The sequence below is a fragment of the Synechococcus sp. HJ21-Hayes genome (assembly GCF_024345835.1).
GTDB lineage: Bacteria > Cyanobacteriota > Cyanobacteriia > PCC-6307 > Cyanobiaceae > Vulcanococcus.
Genome location: NZ_JAGQBW010000009.1, coordinates 21,084 through 39,082, shown reverse-complemented (window position 1 = coordinate 39,082; position 17,999 = coordinate 21,084). Strand labels below are relative to the sequence as shown.

At 68.5% G+C, this 17,999-nt stretch carries 21 protein-coding genes and 1 pseudogene; 11 read left to right on the top strand and 11 right to left on the bottom strand.

The features are described from left to right. Positions 1 to 124: 124 nt before the first annotated feature. Positions 125 to 244, bottom strand: coding sequence for a photosystem II reaction center protein I (locus KBZ14_RS08655; protein WP_010312075.1), 120 nt, complete (start codon positions 242 to 244; stop codon positions 125 to 127). A gap of 99 nt (positions 245 to 343) precedes the next feature. Here KBZ14_RS08655 and KBZ14_RS08650 point away from each other — a divergent pair, with 99 nt between their 5' ends. Further along, positions 344 to 3,361, top strand: a complete 3,018-nt coding sequence (locus KBZ14_RS08650; RefSeq protein WP_255117925.1) for an alpha-mannosidase — start codon at positions 344 to 346, stop codon at positions 3,359 to 3,361. 20 nt (positions 3,362 to 3,381) lie between these two features. On the opposite strand, the gene psbN is transcribed toward KBZ14_RS08650, so the two are convergent. Next, positions 3,382 to 3,522 (bottom strand): photosystem II reaction center protein PsbN, encoded by a 141-nt coding sequence (gene psbN, locus KBZ14_RS08645; RefSeq protein ID WP_255117924.1) that lies wholly within the window; start codon positions 3,520 to 3,522, stop codon positions 3,382 to 3,384. Between the two features lie 156 nt (positions 3,523 to 3,678). Here psbN and psbH point away from each other — a divergent pair, with 156 nt between their 5' ends. The 4 genes and pseudogenes from psbH to KBZ14_RS08625 all read left to right on the top strand — a co-directional run bounded on the left by psbH (position 3,679) and on the right by KBZ14_RS08625 (position 5,048). Then, on the top strand, positions 3,679 to 3,879 hold the full coding sequence (gene psbH / locus KBZ14_RS08640) for a photosystem II reaction center phosphoprotein PsbH (RefSeq protein ID WP_255117923.1): 201 nt from the start codon (positions 3,679 to 3,681) through the stop codon (positions 3,877 to 3,879). Positions 3,880 to 3,883: 4 nt separating this feature from the next. Further along, on the top strand, positions 3,884 to 4,135 hold the full coding sequence (locus KBZ14_RS08635) for a TatA/E family twin arginine-targeting protein translocase (protein ID WP_255117922.1): 252 nt from the start codon (positions 3,884 to 3,886) through the stop codon (positions 4,133 to 4,135). 14 nt (positions 4,136 to 4,149) lie between these two features. Next, a pseudogene (gene pth, locus KBZ14_RS08630) lies at positions 4,150 to 4,775 on the top strand (aminoacyl-tRNA hydrolase); the annotation flags it as partial. A gap of 15 nt (positions 4,776 to 4,790) precedes the next feature. Then, positions 4,791 to 5,048, top strand: coding sequence for a DUF3146 family protein (locus KBZ14_RS08625; protein WP_255117920.1), 258 nt, complete (start codon positions 4,791 to 4,793; stop codon positions 5,046 to 5,048). Positions 5,049 to 5,057: 9 nt separating this feature from the next. Here the strand turns inward: KBZ14_RS08625 and KBZ14_RS08620 are convergent, their stop codons facing one another. From KBZ14_RS08620 to rph, 4 genes are all read right to left on the bottom strand, one after another. Continuing rightward, positions 5,058 to 5,510: a RuvC family protein gene (locus KBZ14_RS08620; protein ID WP_255117919.1), complete on the bottom strand. Its 453-nt coding sequence runs from the start codon at positions 5,508 to 5,510 to the stop codon at positions 5,058 to 5,060. Next, on the bottom strand, positions 5,507 to 6,712 hold the full coding sequence (locus KBZ14_RS08615) for a DUF3084 family protein (protein WP_255117918.1): 1,206 nt from the start codon (positions 6,710 to 6,712) through the stop codon (positions 5,507 to 5,509). Before KBZ14_RS08615 ends, KBZ14_RS08620 begins: the two co-directional genes overlap by 4 nt. 68 nt (positions 6,713 to 6,780) lie before the next feature. Next, positions 6,781 to 7,521 (bottom strand): global nitrogen regulator NtcA, encoded by a 741-nt coding sequence (gene ntcA, locus KBZ14_RS08610; RefSeq protein ID WP_255117917.1) that lies wholly within the window; start codon positions 7,519 to 7,521, stop codon positions 6,781 to 6,783. Between the two features lie 64 nt (positions 7,522 to 7,585). After that, on the bottom strand, positions 7,586 to 8,320 hold the full coding sequence (gene rph / locus KBZ14_RS08605) for a ribonuclease PH (protein WP_255117916.1): 735 nt from the start codon (positions 8,318 to 8,320) through the stop codon (positions 7,586 to 7,588). A gap of 123 nt (positions 8,321 to 8,443) precedes the next feature. Here rph and KBZ14_RS08600 point away from each other — a divergent pair, with 123 nt between their 5' ends. Both KBZ14_RS08600 and dcd read left to right on the top strand, forming a co-directional pair. Continuing rightward, the gene (locus tag KBZ14_RS08600; RefSeq protein ID WP_255117915.1) at positions 8,444 to 9,019 is read left to right on the top strand and encodes a cob(I)yrinic acid a,c-diamide adenosyltransferase; all 576 of its coding nucleotides are present in this window, start codon (positions 8,444 to 8,446) and stop codon (positions 9,017 to 9,019) included. Further along, entirely contained in the window at positions 9,019 to 9,612 is a 594-nt protein-coding gene (gene dcd, locus KBZ14_RS08595; protein WP_255117914.1) for a dCTP deaminase, read from the top strand. Before KBZ14_RS08600 ends, dcd begins: the two co-directional genes overlap by 1 nt. Positions 9,613 to 9,618: 6 nt before the next feature. Here dcd and thyX read toward each other — a convergent pair whose 3' ends face one another. After that, on the bottom strand, positions 9,619 to 10,341 hold the full coding sequence (gene thyX / locus KBZ14_RS08590; protein WP_255117913.1) for an FAD-dependent thymidylate synthase: 723 nt from the start codon (positions 10,339 to 10,341) through the stop codon (positions 9,619 to 9,621). 42 nt (positions 10,342 to 10,383) lie between these two features. Beyond that, positions 10,384 to 10,896 (bottom strand): thioredoxin domain-containing protein, encoded by a 513-nt coding sequence (locus KBZ14_RS08585; protein WP_255118015.1) that lies wholly within the window; start codon positions 10,894 to 10,896, stop codon positions 10,384 to 10,386. 141 nt (positions 10,897 to 11,037) lie between these two features. Here KBZ14_RS08585 and KBZ14_RS08580 point away from each other — a divergent pair, with 141 nt between their 5' ends. Together KBZ14_RS08580 and KBZ14_RS08575 are read left to right on the top strand one after the other, a co-directional pair. Next, positions 11,038 to 11,466: an NIL domain-containing protein gene (locus tag KBZ14_RS08580; protein WP_255118014.1), complete on the top strand. Its 429-nt coding sequence runs from the start codon at positions 11,038 to 11,040 to the stop codon at positions 11,464 to 11,466. Further along, complete coding sequence (locus KBZ14_RS08575) at positions 11,463 to 12,008, top strand: hypothetical protein (protein ID WP_255117912.1); 546 nt, start codon at positions 11,463 to 11,465, stop codon at positions 12,006 to 12,008. The genes KBZ14_RS08580 and KBZ14_RS08575 overlap by 4 nt, the downstream gene beginning before the upstream one ends. Before the next feature lie 4 nt (positions 12,009 to 12,012). Here KBZ14_RS08575 and KBZ14_RS08570 read toward each other — a convergent pair whose 3' ends face one another. Further along, entirely contained in the window at positions 12,013 to 14,031 is a 2,019-nt protein-coding gene (locus KBZ14_RS08570) for a lytic transglycosylase domain-containing protein (protein WP_255117911.1), read from the bottom strand. A 48-nt stretch (positions 14,032 to 14,079) separates the two neighbouring features. Between KBZ14_RS08570 and KBZ14_RS08565 the strand changes: the two genes are divergently transcribed. Both KBZ14_RS08565 and glmM read left to right on the top strand, forming a co-directional pair. Further along, positions 14,080 to 14,295, top strand: a complete 216-nt coding sequence (locus KBZ14_RS08565) for a hypothetical protein (protein WP_255117910.1) — start codon at positions 14,080 to 14,082, stop codon at positions 14,293 to 14,295. Positions 14,296 to 14,347: 52 nt separating this feature from the next. After that, positions 14,348 to 15,739, top strand: a complete 1,392-nt coding sequence (glmM, locus tag KBZ14_RS08560; protein ID WP_255117909.1) for a phosphoglucosamine mutase — start codon at positions 14,348 to 14,350, stop codon at positions 15,737 to 15,739. Here glmM and KBZ14_RS08555 read toward each other — a convergent pair. Continuing rightward, on the bottom strand, positions 15,726 to 16,676 hold the full coding sequence (locus tag KBZ14_RS08555) for an N-acetylglucosamine kinase (RefSeq protein WP_255117908.1): 951 nt from the start codon (positions 16,674 to 16,676) through the stop codon (positions 15,726 to 15,728). The genes glmM and KBZ14_RS08555 overlap by 14 nt on opposite strands. Next, positions 16,676 to 17,992: an IctB family putative bicarbonate transporter gene (locus tag KBZ14_RS08550; protein ID WP_255117907.1), complete on the bottom strand. Its 1,317-nt coding sequence runs from the start codon at positions 17,990 to 17,992 to the stop codon at positions 16,676 to 16,678. Before KBZ14_RS08550 ends, KBZ14_RS08555 begins: the two co-directional genes overlap by 1 nt. Positions 17,993 to 17,999 lie beyond the last annotated feature (7 nt).

Sequence of the window (17,999 nt, the reverse complement as noted above, 5' to 3'; positions counted from 1 at the left end):
CGGCTGAAACGCTGAGGGGAAGGCACCGAGGCGAGGCAAGCGGAGCTGATCCTGCCACGCATGCCCGCCTGCATTGAGGAGAGAGGGCCGGTTCATCAGGCCTCTGGATTGGCCTGGAGTGGGATCACTCCTCGAGGTCTTTGCGGCTGGGGGTCCGGCTGGGATCACTGGCCAGGAATCCGAACACGAAGATCCCGATGAAGAAGAAAACGACTGAGTAAACCGAGATCTTGAGAGCGAGCATGGTCTGTCCGGCGGGTGACAGGGAGTGACAGGCGCCAGGTGGGCCCTGAACGACCCTGCGGCAGCCGCATCATCCTATGGGTCGCGATCGCGTTGACCGATGCCGGAGGCCCCTGAGGCCGTAGTTCGCCCCTGGATTGAAACGTTTCAGGCACGAACGCGGCTGGATCTGCGCCCCCTCTGGCAGGTCGCCCCCCTTGATGGCCCCCCACGGCCTGCCCTCGACGACCCCTGGGGGCAGCTGCACCGTCCCGATTGGGTGGCCCGCGGTCTGGTGGTGTGGCCCCGTGGGGGGCGTTGGCATCTGCTGCGGTGCCGTCTGGAGTGTCCAGTCGAGTGGCACAAACAGCAGCAGGGGGATCGCCAGGCGCGGCTGGTGCTGCGCTGGTGGGCTGATGCCGTGGTGCTGCGGGTGAATGGCGTTCAGGTGCATCAGGGCGACCTGTTCGATACCGCCTGTCGCTGGCTGTTGCCCGAAACCTGGTGGCAAGGACAGCCCCTCGCGTTGGAGCTGATGTTGCGGTCTCCGCTCCACGACGACGGGGCCTTGATCACCAGCCAGGTGGACCTGGAGCCCTGCGACCACGCCGATCCCACGGCGGTGCTCCAGGCCACGGTGCTCACGTTGCAGGCCCTGCGGCAGCCGCAGGCGCTCGCCGCAGCCCTGGAACCGCTCGATCCCCTGGACCCTGCGGCTCCCGAGCGCCTCGCTCCCCTGCTGGCCGAGGCCGCTGCGGCGCGTCCGCAGGGGGGATTCCAGGTGCTGGGCCACGCCCACCTCGATATGGCCTGGTTGTGGCCAGTGGCCGACACCTGGCAGGCGGCGATCCGCACCTTCGGCTCGGCCCTGGCGCTGCTGGAGCGCTATCCCCAGCTGCACTTCGCCCACTCCACCCCAGCTCTCTACGCCTGGATCGAGCAGCACCAGCCGGCCCAGTTTGCCGCCATTCGCCGGGCCATGCAGGCCGGTCGCTGGGAGCCCATCAACGGCCCCTGGGTGGAAACCGACTGCGTCCTGATCAGCACGGCCTCCTTGCTGCGCCAGTTTCTGGAGGGTCAGCGCTACAGCCGCGAGCGCTTTCCGGAGTGGCGCCACGAGCTGTGCTGGCTGCCTGACAGCTTCGGCTTTGCGGCGGGCCTGCCTGCCGTGGCCCAGGCCACCGGGGTGCGCTGGTTCTGCACCCACAAGTTGGCCTGGAATGCCACCAATCCCTTCCCCCATCGCCTGTTCCGCTGGCGCAGCCGCTGCGGCGCCGAGGTGTTGGCCCTGATGCATGCGCCGATCGGCACCGATGGCGACCCGCTGGCAATGGAGGCCTACCGGCTGCAGTGGGAGCGGGGCAGTGGCGTGGCCGAGGCCCTGTGGCTGCCAGGGGTGGGGGACCATGGCGGCGGCCCCACGGCGGAGATGCTGGAGCAGCTGGAGCTTTGGCAGCAGCAACCGCTGGCCTGCCCCCAGCAGTACGGCACCCTGCGGGACTACCTCGGCCGCCTCGAGCCGCAGCAGGCCGGCTTGCCGGTGTGGCGCGATGAGCTCTATCTGGAGTTGCACCGCGGCTGTGCCACCAGCCGGCCCGACCAGAAACGCCATAACCGCAGCTTGGAGCGGTTGTTGCGGGAGGCGGAGCTCGCCGCCGCCCTGCTGGTTCTGGAGGGCGGCGAGGCCCCCGGCGTGGATTGGCGGCCCCTGCTGTTCCAGCAGTTTCACGACATTCTTCCCGGCACCTCGATTCCCGAGGTGTTTGAGCAGGCCGAACCCCAGTGGTGCGCGGCCCGTCGCACGGCCCGGCAGCACCGCGATGGGGCTCTGCAGCGCTGGTTGGCGCCCTATGCGGCCCCGGACCATGCCGCCCAGCCCTGGTGGCTGGTGCAGCTGCAGCCGCTGGCCGCGGCGCCGCTCTGCCTGCGGCTGCCCCAGGGGCGCTGGAGCCAGCACGGGGAACGCTTGCCCTGTCAGCTTGCCCCTGGGGGCGGCCAGTGGGTGCAGATCGCGTGCCCCGCCGGGGTGGCGGCCGTGGCCTTGCAGCGCCGGCCGGAGGAGCCAGAGGGGCCGGAGCTGCGTGTGCTGCCGGTGCTTCACCCGGTGCAGTTGCGCTGGGAACCTTCGGCTGCGGCCCCGGAGCTGTGGAGCCTGAGCAACGGCCTGATCACGGTCGAGCTGGGGCCGGAGGGTGTGCGCCAGCTGTGGGGCGCTGATGGCTTGCCCCAGTTGGCGGGGCCGTTGCAGTGGCGCCGCTGGCGCGACCACGGTGAGTTCTGGGATGCCTGGGATCTGGCCGGCGACTATCGCGACCATCCCCTCGAGCTGGAATGGCTGGCAGGGCCCATGCTGGTGGAGCAGGGCCCCCTTTGCAGCCGCCTGGTGTGGCGCGGCTGGGCCGGCCAGAGTGCCCTCCGGCTGGATGTGCAGCTGCGGGCTGGCTGCCCGTGGTTAGAGCTCAGCCTCACTGTCGACTGGCGGCAGCAGCATGAATTGCTGCGCCTCGAGCTGCCTCTGGCCCAGGTCAGCAGCCGCTACGCCGCCGATACCAGTGGTGGCGTGCTCGAACGGCCGGCGGCGGCCTCCACCCCCCGCGAGCAGGCCCGCTGGGAGGTGCCCGCCATCAGCTGGATCGCCTCCCAGGGGCAGGCCGGTGGCTTGGCAGTGCTGCTGGCTGGGCCCCAGGGGGTGTCGGCTCAGCCCGATCGGCTGGGGATTTCGCTGCTGCGGGCCCCCACCTGGCCGGATCCATCCGCCGACAACGGCTATCAGCGCCTGCGCCTCGCCCTGCTGCCTTGCCCCGGAGGGTGGCGCCAGGCTGCGGTGCCCCAGCAGGCGGTGCGCTTCCGGGAGCCGGTGTGGCTCCGGCCTCAGCTGCCACGCGATCGACAGGTCGAGCCGGCACCGATGGCGTTGCCGTCAGCACTGCGGCTCGGCACTGCGGCGCTCCACTTGGTGGGCTTGCGGCCCGATCCCGAGGGCGAGGCCGGTGTGGCGTTGCTCACCGTACAGAACCTGAGTCCGTTGCGTCAGGTGCTCGAGCTGCCGGATCCCTGGTGCCTGCTGGATGGGCCGTCTAAGGGCTGGCTCCAACCCTGGCAACTGCTCAGCGTGCGGGTAGGGCGATGCAACCGCTAATTGCTGCTTCCGCCCCAGCGTCAGTCGTCGTGGTCATCGAAGGGGTCCGTGAGGCCCTTCGATGGCGGCCCAAAGGCGGTGTAGATGCCAAACCCTGTGAGGGCCAGCAGCACCGTGAGCACGGTGATGGCCACGGACATGGCTGGGGATGTGGATTCCATGGCGATTCCGGTGGCGGGGGGTGGGCGGTGAAGGGGCCGGTGGCGGTGATGCGTTCCGGAGAGTTCCGTCACAACTCTCGACGGCAGCAGCCGTTGGGGCCGCCAGCACCCTTACAGTAACGAGACCGATCCCCTGGCAGAGAGGACCGCGCCTCCATGGCCCAACGCACCCGACTGGGAGACCTGCTGCGTCCCCTCAACTCTGAATACGGCAAGGTTGTTCCTGGCTGGGGCACCACACCTGTGATGGGCGTGTTTATGGCCCTGTTCCTGGTGTTCCTGCTGGTGATCCTGCAGCTCTACAACAAGTCATTGCTGCTCGACGGCATTACCGTGAATTGGAACGGCATCGGCTGATCCCATGAACATCTTTGGGATCGGACTGCCTGAGATGGCGGTCATCGCGGCCATCGGGCTGTTGGTGTTCGGTCCCAAGCGGCTGCCTGAGCTGGGTAAAACCCTGGGTCGCACGCTCAAGGGCTTCCAGTCCGCCTCCAAGGAGTTCGAGCAGGAATTCCGCAAGGTTGTCGACACCGTTGAAGCCGATGTGGCCTCGGAGCAGCGGGTCAAGACGCTTGAGCCCGCTTCCAGCGATGACGCCTCGGCGGGCTGAGCCCCTTGTCTGCCATGACAGCGCAGCCTGCCGCATCCCTGCAGTTGCTTGTTGGCCTGGGTAATCCCGGCGACAAGTACGCAGGGACTCGGCACAATGTGGGCTTCATGGCCTTGGAGCGCTTGGCCTCCCGCCATGGCGTGGCCTTCAAGGTGCAGGCCAAGCTCCACGGTCTGCTGGCCGAGGTTGGCTATGGGCCGAGCCGCCTGCGCCTCTTGATGCCGCAGACCTACATGAATGAGAGCGGGCGTTCTATCCGCGCGGCCCTCGACTGGTTCCGCCTGGAGCCCAGCCAGATGTTGATCCTGGTGGACGACATGGATCTGCCCCTCGGGCGGCTGCGGCTGCGCGCCTCTGGTGGGGCCGGGGGGCACAACGGCCTCCGCAGCACCATCACCCATCTGGGCGGTCAGGAGTTTTCGCGGTTGCGTATTGGTATTGGGGCCCCGGGGCTCAATCCGGTGGAGCGCAAGCAGCGCACCGTGTCCCACGTGCTTGGTCGCTTTTCCCCGAGCGAGCAGCCGATCCTCGATGAGGTGCTCGATGAGGCGTTGGCGGGAGTGGATCTGATCGCGCAGCTTGGGTTGGAGCGCGCCGGTAATCGCCTCAATGGCTTTGTGGCCCCCACGGCTGCCAAGCTCGCGGATGTGCCGGCATGAGTCCCTTGCCTGCTACTACCGCTCAGTTGCGCGTGCTGCACCAGAGCTTCAGCCAGCGGCTGTTGGAGGGGGAGGTGGTGGCCGGCGGCTTCCAGTGGACCTTCTGCTGGTTTTTTGATCGCGGCGAGTTGCAGGTGGAGCCCTCCCTGGGCCGCGCCCTGATTCAGGACGCATTGCTGCGCTTTCTGCTCAAGGCCGACTATCAACTGGAGCCCGGTGGCGATTACGCCTTCACTGTGCGGGCCAAGTTCTGACCAGGGCGCTCAGGCCAGTGTGCGGCTCAGTTCCCGCTTGAGGTGCCGCTCCAGCAAGAGCTGCGCCACCACGTCGTCCCAGTCGCGCGACGGCAGGCGCAGGCCCCTGGGAAGCAGCCGTTGCCAGAGATTCGGGGGCTCCAGTTGCCAGTAGCGCTGGCGAGCCTCCAGGGTGGTGCCCCGTTCCGGCACCAGGATCACCGCTGCGCCCAGTTCAGCTAGCTGTTGCTGCCAGGCCCCACTGCCCGTGCCATCCCCCAGGATCACGGCCTGCAGCGGCCTGCGCTGCTGCCAGCTCTGCAGCCGCTGCCAGCAGTTGTCTGGGGGCAGCACAGCGGCCTCCACGATGCTCGTGGCCTCGGGGTTGCTGAGCACCAGGCCGCATTTGCTGCGGCCTGGATCCAGGGCCGCCCAGGGCCCCTGGCCCGGGCTGGCGGTTTCATGGGGCCGCGCTGTGGTCAATTCCGTCCGGGCACCGCCGTGGCTGGGGTCTGCATGGCCCTGATGTCCACCACAACGGGATCGGCCAGATCGCTGTTGCGCCGGGAGATGGCTTCCAGACGCACGGATTCACCAGCTGGGCGTGCGCTCAGGGCGGCACCGAGCTGATTGAAACGGGTGGCATCAAATTGAAGACCGTTGGCGAGGGACCCTTGCCGCTGGGCTTTGGTGAAGGCCGCCGCCATCAGCAGATTCAGACGGCTCCGCACTTGTTCGGCGTTCAATTCATCGCCTTCGAGCACGGTGGTGGCGAGTTGCTCGCCATTGCGGATCACCTGCCGGTTGGGGCGCACATCCGGGAAGGCCAGCACTTGGCGCTCACCCTTGAGTACGTTCGCCGCCGAGATCAGGCTCACCACCCAGGAGCCTCGCTGGCGCAGGATGGTGTTGAGTTTGGCGATGTCGCTGCGCGGCACCAGCAGGATCTGGCGGTTCGCCTTCTCGCCGGGCAGCACCCGCTGGTAGGCCGCCAGATTGGCTTGGACCAGCAGAGACTGGATCACCTCCGGGGCCTGGTTGGGGTTGTCAATGCGCACCTTGGCCGTGGCCAGGGGCTGGCCGCTGGTGATCACCACGTCGCCGCGACGTAGGGCGATCAGGTTGGTTTCCAGTTGCTCGAGTTCCTTGGCTCCTGCAGCGATCTTCTGGGTCACCTTGGCCAGCTCATCGCGGTTGCGACGGATGTCGGCATCTTTGGCGGCGATATCGCCATTGAGACGATCGCGTTCCTGCTCCAGCACCTTGCGCTGTTGCACCAGGGGCTGCAGTTCCTTGCGCAGCCCCTGGGCTTGGCGCTCCACCAGGGCCAGCTGGGTACGGGCCTCTAGCCGGCCACTGCGAGCCTGGAGTAGGGCCGCCTGGCTGCGGCTGAGTTCGGTGCGGCTTGTTTCCAGGGAATGGCGGCTATCCCGCAGACGGCGCTCCAGTTGGTCGAGTTCAAAGAGGCCGGTGCGCAACCGCTCGCTCACCAGCAGCATCAGGCCGAGCGACATGGCACTGATCAGGCTTCCGGTGAGCACCGTGATCAGCACGGCCGTCTTGCGCGGCCGCATGTTGAACAGGCTGAGGCGCGCTTTGCCAACGCGCGTGCCCAGCCGATCCCCCAGGGTGGAGAGGATCCCCCCGAGCACCAGCAACGCCAGGATCAGCAGCCAGCCGGACACGACACAGGGCAGGAATGGTCAGTATCAACCGAGCGGGCTGGGGTTGCACCATCCCATCGGCCAGCTGCTCAGCTGAAGCGCTTGGCCAGGGCTAGGGGATCGAACACCGTGATCTTTTTGCGGTCGATCTGCACCAAGCCGGCATTGCGCAGGTCGCCCAGCAGGCGGGTGATCGTGACGCGGGTGGAGCCGATGGCCTCGGCAATGGCCTGGTGGGACAGGCGCAGGTCGATCGTGATCCCTTCGCTGCTGGGGACGCCGAAATCGCGACACAGCACCAGCAGAAAGCTCACCAGTCGCGAGCTCATGTCGCGGTGGGTGAGGGTTTCGATCATCGTTTCGGTCTGCAGGATGCGGGAGGAGAGGCCCTGCAGCATCAACAGCCCCACGCTGGCGTCCTGCTCGATGGCTTTGCGCACCGAGGTGGCCGGTGCCGTCACCATCTCCACCCGGGTGAAGGCAATCGCGTGATAGAAGCGGTCGGAGCGCTGGCCGGTCAGTAGCGACAGCACGCCAAACAGGCTGTTCTCTCGCAGCAGGGCCACGGTGATTTCTTCGCCGGATTCGTAGACGCGCGAGAGCCGAACAGCGCCCCGACGCAGCAGATACACCTTCTCGGCCGGATCGCCCGGAAAGAAGATCGTCTTGCCGCGTTCAACCGTTTCGGTTGTGCTGCCGTTCAGGCCGCGGATCACGTCCAGCAGCGTGGTGTTGCCGGACAGCGCACTGCCAGCCGCTGGAGTCAGTCCAGTGTTGCCGGTGGTTGGACTGGCGGAGTAGCGGGTGAAGCCGCGTGTGGCGCCGACCATAACGGCGGTGCAAGGTGAGCCGGACCCTAAGGATCGACTTGGGGCGGCCGTGTAACGGATGACACTAATTCGGGGCTTCGTCCAGGGCTAGTCGTTGGGCGCTTTGAAGCTGCTGCAACCCTGCCTCTGCCAGATCCAGCAGGGTGCCAAGTTGCTGGCGGGAAAAGGGTGCGCCTTCGGCCGTGCCCTGAATCTCCAGCAGTTTTTGCTGTCCGTCCATCACCACGTTGAGGTCCACCTCAGCGCGGCTGTCCTCGCTGTAGTCGAGATCTAGCAGGCAGGCGCCATCCACTACCCCCACGGACACGGCGGCTACTTGCTCGCGCAGGGGCGAGCTGTTCAGCACGCCGCGGGCTTCCAGGCGGCGCAGCCCTAGGGCGAGGGCCACCCAGGCGCCGCTGATTGCGGCCGTGCGGGTGCCGGCATCGGCCTGCAATACATCGCAATCGATTTGCAGGGTGCGCTCCCCCAGGGCCTCGAGATCGAGGCAGGCCCGCAGGCTGCGGCTGATCAGCCGTTGGATCTCCTGGGTGCGGCCCGAGAGTTTCATCAGCTCCCGGGGCTGCCGGCTGGGGGTCGAGGCCGGCAGCAAGCGGTAGTCGGCGCTGAGCCAGCCTTTGCCGGAACCCTGGCGCCACTTCGGAACGCCCTCCTCCAGGCACACACTGCAGATCACGGCTGTCCGGCCGGTGTGCACGGTCACCGAGCTGAGGGCAAAGCCCATCGGGTCCCACGCGAAGCGGGTTGGTCGCAGCTCTCCGGGCGAACGGCCGTCCCGCCGCGGGGTGGCATCGGTCATGGCTTGGCTGGGCAGCGAGCTACGCCGATGGTACGGGTGTTTCCACCACCCGTAGTGGCTGATGCTTGCCGAGAGGCTCCTCACCGCTACATTCAGGTTTCACCGCGCTGTTCAGAACACGGGATGACGGCCAGCCTGATCAAGCATCAGCCCAGGCCCAGCGCCGGCACCTTGCGGCCTGGAGTGCCCTCATCCCACCGCAGCCTCAAGCTGGTGGCCCAGCAGGAGGGGCTGCTTCAGATCCACACGGCCCCCTTCCGTGGCAGTTTCAGCGGTGTGTTCAGCCAGGCCCTGCGCAGTGCCGGCCTCGGCAGCCGTGTGTTGATCGCCCAGTTCCTCAAGGGGGGCGTGGATCAAGGGTTGGAGCGCAGCCTCTGGCTCTGCGGCCGGCTGCAATGGCTGCGGCCTGCAGTGGCGGGCTGTCTGGCGGATTCCGCCGGTGCCGATGGTGCCGCGGCTGAGGCCGTGGCTGAGGTCTGGAGCTACAGCCGGGATCAGTTGCTGGCCGGCGAGCTCGATCAGTTGGTGCTGGATGAACTGGGCCTGGCTGTGGAGCTGGGTTATCTCCCCGCGGTCGAGGTGCTGGCGACCCTGGAGAAGCGTCCCTCCCACGTGGATGTGATCCTCACAGGCCCCGCCATGCCCGCATCCTTCATGGCGATGGCCGATCAGGTTACGCAGCTGCGCCGAGGTTTCTGATGCTCAAGAACGACCGCTGGATTAACGAGCAGGCTGCTCAGGGCTTGCTGGAGCCCTTCCAGCCGAAGCTGGTGCGCCATCTGGACCCTGAGAACAGTGCCCAGCCGGTGCTGAGCTTTGGCTGCTCGTCCTACGGCTACGACCTGCGCCTTTCGGCCCAGGAGTTCCTGATCTTCCGGCATGTGCCGGGCACCGTGATGAACCCCAAGCGGTTCAATCCGGCCAACCTGGAGCCGGCTCCCCTGCACGAGGATGAGGATGGTGCCTATTTCATCCTTCCGGCCCACTCCTATGGCCTGGGTGTGGCGCTGGAGAAGATGCGGGTGCCCGCCAACATCACTGTGATCTGCCTCGGTAAGAGCACCTATGCCCGTCTGGGCATCATCGTGAACACCACCCCAGCGGAAGCGAGTTGGGAGGGCCATCTCACCCTGGAGTTCAGCAACTCGTCGGGCGCTGATTGCCGCATCTATGCGAACGAGGGCATCTGCCAGCTGCTGTTCTTTGAAGGTGATCCCTGCGAAACCACCTATCACGATCGTGCCGGCAAATACCAGCACCAGCCTGAGCGCGTGACCCTGGCCCGGGTTTAGGGCTGCCTAGGGCGCTAGCCGCGCTTTATGTAGCCGGCTCTTCTCGTACCAGGCGGCGATCTCCGGGGCCCACGTCACCATGTGGGGCCACATCAGGTCGCAGAGCACCCGGATTTCCTCCTGGGCATCGAGCTTGGCCCGCAGGTCCATGAAGTGGAGAAAGGCCCGCAGGCTGAAGCTCACCACAAAGTGCTGGCGGTAGTCGAAGGGCAAGATGCCGCGGGCATGTTCCTCGGCGAAGCCAGCGGCGAGCATGTCGCGGTAGCGCTCCGCGGCTAGGCGGCAGATCTCCAGGTCTTTCTGGCGTTCTTCGGCGTTGTAGGCGTATTTCTTGCCCTGGCGGTCGCTGTAGCTGCCCACGGGCCGCAGGTAGAACACCTCCTCGAGCTCCAGCTCGCCGTTGGCGGCTCTGCAGATGCGGTCGCCCGTGTAGCGCATGGATTGCACGTCGAAGCTCACGCCCACCCGGTGGGTGCGGGCCTGCTGCATCACGGAGTGGGGGAACCAGCCCACGTTGAGCACGATCTGGGCGTGCTCCAGGGGCCCGTAGTGGCCGCGCTCACCTGCCAGCAGCCGCTTTACACACACTTCGCCGGCCTTGGCTTCATCGGGCCAGTTGGCGCGATCGGCTGCCACGAATCCCTCGGAGTAGTCCTGGTGCATCGCGGCATAGATGCACTGCTGGGGGTTGGGTGTGGCGGCGATCAGCTCGACCCGGAAGCGGTTCATGGCAGGAGAGGAGGGCAGGGCGGATCGGGGTCTGGGCGGGTTCTAGCCGTGGCTGCGCGGGCCGGCCATGCTGGCCGCCGCCGCGAGGGCCCCCGCTGGATCGAGGCTGCTCAGGCTGCCGACCCCGGCCAGTTGGGGCAGGGGCGCCTGGCTGATCAGAGCGGTGCTGAGGGCTTCCAGTTCCGGGGCGCTGCGGGCTCCGAGGGAGCGGCCGATGGCTGTGCCGTTGGCGTCGAACAGTTCCAGCTGGGGGATGCCGTTCACGTCGTAGCGATCGATTTCCGGTTGCCAGCGCGGGTTGTCCACGTTGAGGAGCACCACATCGATCTGATCGTGGTGTTGGCGTTCCATGGCGGCCATGGCCGGTGCCATGGCCCGACAGGCTTCACACCAGTCGGCATAGAACTCCACCAGGGTGGGCCGGCCATCGGCCAAGGCCACGGGGAGATCGAGCGATTGGCGGGCCAGTTGTTCCAGCGGTGCCGCTGGTTGCAGGCCTCCCCGCAGGGCAAACAACACCACGGCCAGTACCGCCGCAAGGGCGGCCAGCAGCATCCGCTCACGCCGGCCCAGGAGGCCCTCGGCAGCAGTGGTCACAGGGGGCTCGGAGCTCAAGACCAGGTCCCGCAGGGGATGGCCGCCCACTCTGCCAGTTTTGGCAGAGTCGCTACGCTCATGTCCGGAGGACGCTGGAGCGTGAAGCGCCGCATCACCTTGCATTTCCCCCGCGAGGCGGTGCATCAGCCGATCACCTATCGGCTGGCGGTGGAGTTCGACATCGCCGCCAAGATCCTCAGGGCCCAGATCGCCCCCAACCAGAGCGGCACCATGGTGGTGGAGCTCTCCGGCGACATCGATGATCTCGCCGCCGCCGAGCAGTGGCTCGAGAGCCAGGGCCTGGGGCTGAACCGGGCGCCGGGGGAGATTCAGATCGATCGCGAACGCTGTGTGGACTGCGGCCTGTGCACCAGCGTGTGCCCCAGTGGTGCGTTGACCAGCGCCACACCCACTTGGCAGTTGCACTTTGACGCGCAACGCTGCCTGGTGTGCGAACAATGCATCCCGTCGTGCCCGTTTGAGGCGATTGCCCTGGTGTTGGATCAGCCTGTGCCGTTGAACTCGTGAAAGCCGTTCTCGAGCTCCTGTTGTTGCCCCTGAGGGCACCGATGTTGTTGGTGCTGCTGCTGGTGAGCCTCTACATGGGGCTGCACTGGGCTGAACTCACCCAGGTGGTGCCGGATTCGTCGCAAGCGGCGTCCCAGTTCGGGTTGGTGGGTCAGATGTTTTGGCCGCTGCAGTGCCTGCAGGCCTTCCTAGTGGTGCTGGTCTGCACCATGCCCGACTTGCTGCTGCGGGAGTTGTCGCAGTTGATGTCGGCGAGTAAGGCCCTGACCCTGGTGGTGACGCTGCTGGCGGTGATCACCGGTGGCCTCTACCTGCTGCATCTCAGCGTGTTCACCGAGATCCTGGTGCTGGCCGCTGCGGTGCTGTTGGCCCGGCTCGACCTCACCCGCCTGCGGATCGTGCCGCCGCCGCTGGTGATGCTGGCGTGCTTGAGCCTGGTGGTGCTGTGCGGCATCTGGCTGGGCCATGGGCTGCACAGCGGCGTGGATCACCTGATGCAGGGCCGCCTGGATCCATACCTGCGCTCGGGTGGCGGCCAATGACGCTTCAGCAGCCGGGTTGTTGCAGGCGGCGGTAAGTCCAGAGGTTGCCCAGCACTTTTTTGGTGTACAGCCTGGTTTCTGGGTAGGGGATGGCCTCCGTCCAGAGTTCCGGCTCGGTTAGCGGGTTGGGCTTGTCGCTGCCCAGCCAGCTCTGCACGGCGCCCGGCCCGGCGTTGTAGCTGGCGATGGCTAGGAAGCTGTTGCCCTGCCACTGGTCGAGCAGTTGGCGCAGGTAGAGGGCTCCGAGCCGGGCGTTGCGCCGGGGTTCCCGCAGGGCTGCGGCGTCCAGGGGTTCTCCTGCCAGTTCGCTGGCGGTGGCCGGCATCAGTTGCAACAGCCCCACGGCGCCGGCCGGTGAGGCCACGCCCGCACTGAAGCGGGATTCCTGCTTGGCCACGCCCAGCAGCAGGGCTGGATCGATCGCCGCGTCGTTGGCCGCCTGCTCGAACGTGTCGCTGTAGCGGCGGGGGTGCAGCTGCTGCTCCCGTTGCCACTGCACGGCGCAGCTGGCCTGGGGGAGGCGCAGGTTGGCCAGTTCCAGTTGGCCGAGGCCGGTCCAGTCGTCGCCGACCCCCGTGCGCAAACGGCCTTCCAGCAGCAGTTGCTCTCCCCCCTGCGGCGCCCTGCCGCCCTGGCGATGGCGCCAGGTTTCCCAGGCCTCCAGGGACTGGCCCACCCGCCACAGCGCATCCAGTTCGGCATCGCCGCTGGCCAGCGGCTGCCAGGCCAGGGCCTGGTTGCCCGCCCCGGACGGCGAGGGGGTATTGCGGGGATCCAATCCTGAATGCTGGCCGAGGCGCACCCCCCCCCGCCAGCCGTAGTAGCCGGCTGGCGACACCTGCTGCAGCCGTCGCCAGAACCACTCCGCGGCGCTGCGCTGACCGAGGGCCTCGGCGCTGTAGCCCTGCCAGAACAGCTGGCGCGCTGCCAGGGGTGCGGGCAGCTGCTTGACGTTCAGACTGGCCAGGATCGTGGCGGCCTGGCTCCATTGCCGCTTGAGCAGGGCTTCCCGGGCCAGGTCCCACTGCAGATCCCAGCTGGCGGGGTCCGTGGGCCAGCGCTGCAGCACCGCTTGCCAGGGGCGCTGGCCTTCGAGGGCTAGCCGGGCCTGTACAGCTGCGGTGTCCTGCAGGGCCGCCGGTAACTGGCTGAGGCGCGCCAGGGCCACTGGGCCCGGCTGCTGCGCCAGTAGGGCCGTGGCCTCCCGGGCTTCCGGGCTCGCTGGCCAGCGGCGCGTGAGCTCCAGCAGGGCGGCATCGGCTGTGGCCTGGTCGTTGGCGTTGCCCTTGAGCAGGGCTTGGGCCAGCAGCAGCTGCAGCGCCGCCGTGGGCGGCGTGGAGCCGAGGCACTGGCGTGCGGCCTGGCCATCGCCGAGCTGCGCCAGGGAGCCGCTCAGGGCTTGCCGTTCCCCTGGCCGGAGGGGGGGCTTGGTTTGGCGGCAGGCCTGCCGCAGCAGGGGTTCGGCACCGGGCCAGCGCGCGCCCCAGCGGGCCAGGTGCAGGGCCGCTTGGCTCTCCACTGCGGCCGCCAGGGCGGCGGGATGGGCGGGGAAGCGGGCCAGCAGCTGCTGCCGCAGGCGGGGGGTGTTGCGGCCGAGGGCGTAGAGCGCATCGGCACTGGCGGGCTGCTGGGGGAAACGCTCCAGCAGTTGCCGCCACAGGCGGCTGGCCTGGTTGGGCTGGCCTGTGGCCTCCGCCGCCAGGGCCGACTGCTTCAGGGCCACGGCGGCCAGAGGGTCTTGGCCCCAGCCCTGGCCCCGCAGCAAGCGCAGCGTCTGGTTTGGCGTTGGGCTGGTCTGGCTACTTAGCAGTAGGGCTGCATCGCGCCGGTGGCTGGGGTCCACACTCCAGTGACGGGTGCGCTCGAGGTTGGCCTGGCTGGCGACCGGTGTGGGCGCGGGCACCAGCTGCAGCAGGGCCTGGCGGCCGGCCGCCAGGGCGATGCCGCTGCCAAGGCAGACAAGGCCGATCAGCAGGCCGCCCAGGTGCGCCGGGCTGGGCTGGGCTGGATGCGGCTGTGGCAAGGGGGCCGGGCAGGTGTTGGCATTCTGGGGAGATCTGCGTCGTGGGTCATGGGTCTTCCACCGCTGCCGCCGCTCCTCCGCACGCTGCCGGGCTGGAGCCAGCGGCGCCGGGCCCTGCAGGTGCTGGCGGCGGCTGGTCTGGTGATGTTCCTGCGCCCCTGGTGGCCGGTGTCGCTCTTGCCTGGCTGGCTGGTGGGGCTGCTGATGTTGTGGGCGGTGTGGGAGCTCTTGCGTTGGAGCTGCTGGCCGCGCCGCTGGCGCTGAGCAGACCAGAGAACAGGCCGTAGCCTGCCCCAATCTGTAACGGTGCTGCGCCATGGCGGAGTTGGCCCGCTTTCCGCTCGGTGAGCCCCTCGCGCCTGGGGTGGCGGGATTCGGCACCGACGGCATCCGCGGCCGCGTGGGACAGCTGATCACGCCGGCGTTGGCGCTGCAGCTGGGCTACTGGTGCGGGCGGGTGTTGCCCGATGGTGGCCCGATCGTGCTGGGCATGGACTCGCGCAGCAGTGGGCCGATGCTGGTGGCGGCCCTGGCGGCAGGGCTCACCGCCTCTGGTCGCGAGGTGTTGGATATCGGCCTCTGCCCCACACCGGCCGTGCCGGGCGCTATCCGCCGGCTCGGGGCCAGTGGCGGCCTGATGGTGTCCGCCAGCCATAACCCGCCCCACGACAACGGCATCAAGGTGTTCGGGGCCTGTGGCGCCAAGCTCGGCAGGGAGCAGCAGGCGGCGATTGAGGCCGGTCTCCATGGCCAGAGTGATGCGGCCGCCGGTTTTGTGGCCAACGGCCGGCTCGTGGCCCGTCCGGATCTTCTGGAGGCCTACAGCCAGTCGCTGCTGGACAGCGTGGGCAGCGCCCGCCTCGATGGTTGCCGGATCGTGCTCGACCTGTGCTGGGGCTCGGCCACCAGCTGCGGCGAGGCGGTGTTCCGTGAGCTCGGTGCCGACCTCACCGTGTTGCACGGCAGCCCGGACGGCCGCCGCATCAATCAGGGCTGTGGCAGCACCCATCTGGAGGCCCTGCGGGCTGCCGTCCTGGAGCGGGGTGCGGCCATGGGCTTTGGCTTCGACGGCGACGCCGACCGCATGCTCGCTGTTGACGGCCAGGGCCGGGTGGTGGATGGCGATCAGATCCTCTACTTATGGGGCCAGGCCCTGATGGCCGGCGGCCAGCTGCCAGCCAACCGCATCGTGGCCACGGTCATGAGCAATCTGGGATTTGAACGGGCCTGGCAGGCCAGGGGCGGCCTGCTGGAGCGCACCGCGGTGGGCGACCAATACGTGCACGCGGCGATGGAAGAGCTGGGGGCTGGCCTGGGGGGTGAGCAGTCGGGTCACATCCTCTCGGCGCAGCACGGCATGAGCGGCGATGGCCTGCTCACGGCCCTGCAGGTGGCCACCTTGATCCAGGCCCAGGGGGGCTCCCTGGCGGACTGGATGGACGGCAGCTTCCAGCCCTATCCCCAGAAACTCGTGAACGTGACCGTGCCGGATCGTGGCCGCCGCACCGGTTGGGAGGTGTGTGAGCCCCTCAGGGCGGCGGTGACCGCAGCGGAAGCGGCCATGGCCGGTAGCGGGCGGGTTCTGGTGCGGGCCAGTGGCACCGAGCCGTTGCTGCGCGTGATGGTGGAGGCGGCGGATCAGGGCGATGTGGACCACTGGAGCGGGCACCTGGCCGCCCTCGCGGATCAACACCTCAACGCAGCCTGAGGTCGGCAGCCAGCAACAGGGCGCCGTGGGTGGCATCCCCCTGGGGCTCCACCCTGGTGGCGCCTGGCAGTACCTGGTTCAACGCGGCCGCAAAGCGGCTGCGCAGCTGCACCAGGTGGCGGAGTGCTCCACCCACCCCGCACACGGCGGGCTGGTCCATGGTCAGATGCTTGGCCACCCCTTGCACCAGGCCGGCCAGGGCCGCGGCGGAGTGCTGCAGCACGGCCTGGCTGTGGGGATCGCCGGCCGCCGCCAGCTGATCCAGCACCGGCGCCAGACGGGCGAATCCCGCGGCACCGAAATCGGGCTCCACCACCCTGGCCTTCACCTGCTGGGCCGTGTCGGCGCCGAGGGCGGCCCAGAGGGCGGTGCGCAGGGCTGTTTCCGGCAGACGACCATCCGCCATCTGCACGCTCAGGGCCAGGCCATCCCGGCCGATATCCATGGCCGAGCCCGCCCCATCCAGGAGCCAGCCCCAGCCCCCACAACGGTGCTGGGCCCCCTGGGCGTTCTGGCCCAGGCAGATGCAGCCGGTGCCACTGATCAGCAGGATCCCCTCGCCTTGCGGGAATGCCCCGCGCAGGGCCGTGTGTTCATCGCCGGTCACGGCTACCGCGCCCGCAGGCAGCCCGAGGGCCACAGAGGCCAATTCCAGGCCGCGGGCTTGTACGGCGCTGCCGGCCTCCATGCCACTGGCGCCCACCGCACTGGTGGCCAGGGGGGCATCGGCCCAGGCCGCCGGTGCCGTGGTGCGCGCCGCCGCCAGGCTGCTGCTGAGCGCGGACTGAAAGCGCGCCTCTCCAGCGGCGGCAGCCAGGTGGCTCACGCCACTGCCCTGGCCCTCGCCCAGCGGCTGGATGGTGCCGTTGCTATCCACCAGGGCCAGCCGGCAGGTGGTGTGGGTTTGGCCGGCATCAAAGCCCGCGATCAGCTGCATCAGGCGTCGGGGTGGGTGCTGCTGCTCACGGCCAGGGTGGCCAGGCAGAACCAGCCGGTCATCTGCACTTCCGGGCGGAAGAAGATGGTGTCGGTGGCGCCCTGCACGCAGAGCCCGGCGATGGCCGCCAGGGCGGCCAGGGCGGGTAGGGCGAAGGCCGCCTCGCCCTTGAGCTGCACCAGGGCGGTGCGCACGCTGGCCAGCAGCAGGCCCAGGCCCGCCACCAGCCCCGGCACTCCGCCCTCCACCAGCAGCTCGAGGGGCACCGAGTAGGCGCTCAGGGCATTGAACTTGGGCTGCTGGTAAAGCGGATAGATCAGGTTGAAGGCACTGTTGCCGGGCCCGATGCCGATCCAGGGGCGGTCCTGAATCATCCCGATCGCCGCCATCCACACGTTGATGCGGAAGTTGTTGGAGCTGTCCTGACGGCCTGCCACCAGGCTCATCACGCGGATGCGCAGCGGTTCGATCTGCGTCACCGCCACCACCAGCACCGCAGCGGCGATCGCCACCAGGAGCAGCGGAAACAGGCGGCGCCAGAGGGTTGGCCAGCTGCGGGTCTGGCGCAACACCAGCAGCAGCACCATGGCGCCCACGGCGGCCACCATGCCCAGCCAGCCCCCGCGGCTGTAGGTGAGGAACAGGGCCGTCGCGCCCAGTATCAGGGCCGCTGCGGCGAACAGGCGCCGGGGCCAGCCCCGCCAGCGCAGCAGGGCCACCAGCGCCAGGGGCAGGATCGGGATCAGGTAGCCCGCCAGCAGGTTGGGGTTCTCGAGGGGGCCATACACGCGAATTGTGCCGTCGGCCACGGAGTTGGGATCGGCCCAGCGGGCCAGCTCGCCGGTGTCGCCATAGAGCTGGCGGATTGCCATCACGGCACTGGCCAGCTCCCCCACCAGCAGGGCCGCCAGGATGCGGTCCCACCAGATCGGTGCCTCCGCCAGCAGTTGGCGCATCAGGGCGTACACCCCGAGATAGCTCACCAACTTCATCAATCCCTTGAAGGCCGCTACAGGCACCGGCGAGAAGCCTGTTGCCAGCACGGCCACGCCTAACATCACCAGCAACCAGCCGCTGATTGCCCCCACCTCTCCGGCCGGGGTGCGCAGGGCCCACAGCAGCCAGAGCAGGCCCGCTGCGGCGATCAGCAGCGTCAGGCCACTGCGGGTGACCAGGGGCAAGCCTGCCATCAGGGCGCAGAGCACCACACCGGCCACCAGGTTGAGCCGTGCCGTGAGTGGGCCGGCGCTGCGCTGGGCCAGCAGCCCCTGCCAGCGCAGGAGCCAGGGGGTGGATGGCGCAGGGGCCTGGGTCATGGGGGAG

Bases quoted from the DNA above. Each gene is read 5' to 3' on its own strand.
- KBZ14_RS08655 (WP_010312075.1), bottom strand. From the start codon at position 244: ATGCTCGCTCTCAAGATCTCGGTTTACTCAGTCGTTTTCTTCTTCATC.
- KBZ14_RS08650 (WP_255117925.1), top strand. From the start codon at position 344: ATGCCGGAGGCCCCTGAGGCCGTAGTTCGCCCCTGGATTGAAACGTTT.
- psbN (WP_255117924.1), bottom strand. From the start codon at position 3,522: ATGGAATCCACATCCCCAGCCATGTCCGTGGCCATCACCGTGCTCACG.
- psbH (WP_255117923.1), top strand. From the start codon at position 3,679: ATGGCCCAACGCACCCGACTGGGAGACCTGCTGCGTCCCCTCAACTCT.
- KBZ14_RS08635 (WP_255117922.1), top strand. From the start codon at position 3,884: ATGAACATCTTTGGGATCGGACTGCCTGAGATGGCGGTCATCGCGGCC.
- KBZ14_RS08625 (WP_255117920.1), top strand. From the start codon at position 4,791: ATGAGTCCCTTGCCTGCTACTACCGCTCAGTTGCGCGTGCTGCACCAG.
- ntcA (WP_255117917.1), bottom strand. From the start codon at position 7,521: ATGGTCGGCGCCACACGCGGCTTCACCCGCTACTCCGCCAGTCCAACC.
- rph (WP_255117916.1), bottom strand. From the start codon at position 8,320: ATGACCGATGCCACCCCGCGGCGGGACGGCCGTTCGCCCGGAGAGCTG.
- KBZ14_RS08600 (WP_255117915.1), top strand. From the start codon at position 8,444: ATGACGGCCAGCCTGATCAAGCATCAGCCCAGGCCCAGCGCCGGCACC.
- dcd (WP_255117914.1), top strand. From the start codon at position 9,019: ATGCTCAAGAACGACCGCTGGATTAACGAGCAGGCTGCTCAGGGCTTG.
- thyX (WP_255117913.1), bottom strand. From the start codon at position 10,341: ATGAACCGCTTCCGGGTCGAGCTGATCGCCGCCACACCCAACCCCCAG.
- KBZ14_RS08585 (WP_255118015.1), bottom strand. From the start codon at position 10,896: ATGCTGCTGGCCGCCCTTGCGGCGGTACTGGCCGTGGTGTTGTTTGCC.
- KBZ14_RS08565 (WP_255117910.1), top strand. From the start codon at position 14,080: ATGGGTCTTCCACCGCTGCCGCCGCTCCTCCGCACGCTGCCGGGCTGG.
- glmM (WP_255117909.1), top strand. From the start codon at position 14,348: ATGGCGGAGTTGGCCCGCTTTCCGCTCGGTGAGCCCCTCGCGCCTGGG.
- KBZ14_RS08555 (WP_255117908.1), bottom strand. From the start codon at position 16,676: ATGCAGCTGATCGCGGGCTTTGATGCCGGCCAAACCCACACCACCTGC.
- KBZ14_RS08550 (WP_255117907.1), bottom strand. From the start codon at position 17,992: ATGACCCAGGCCCCTGCGCCATCCACCCCCTGGCTCCTGCGCTGGCAG.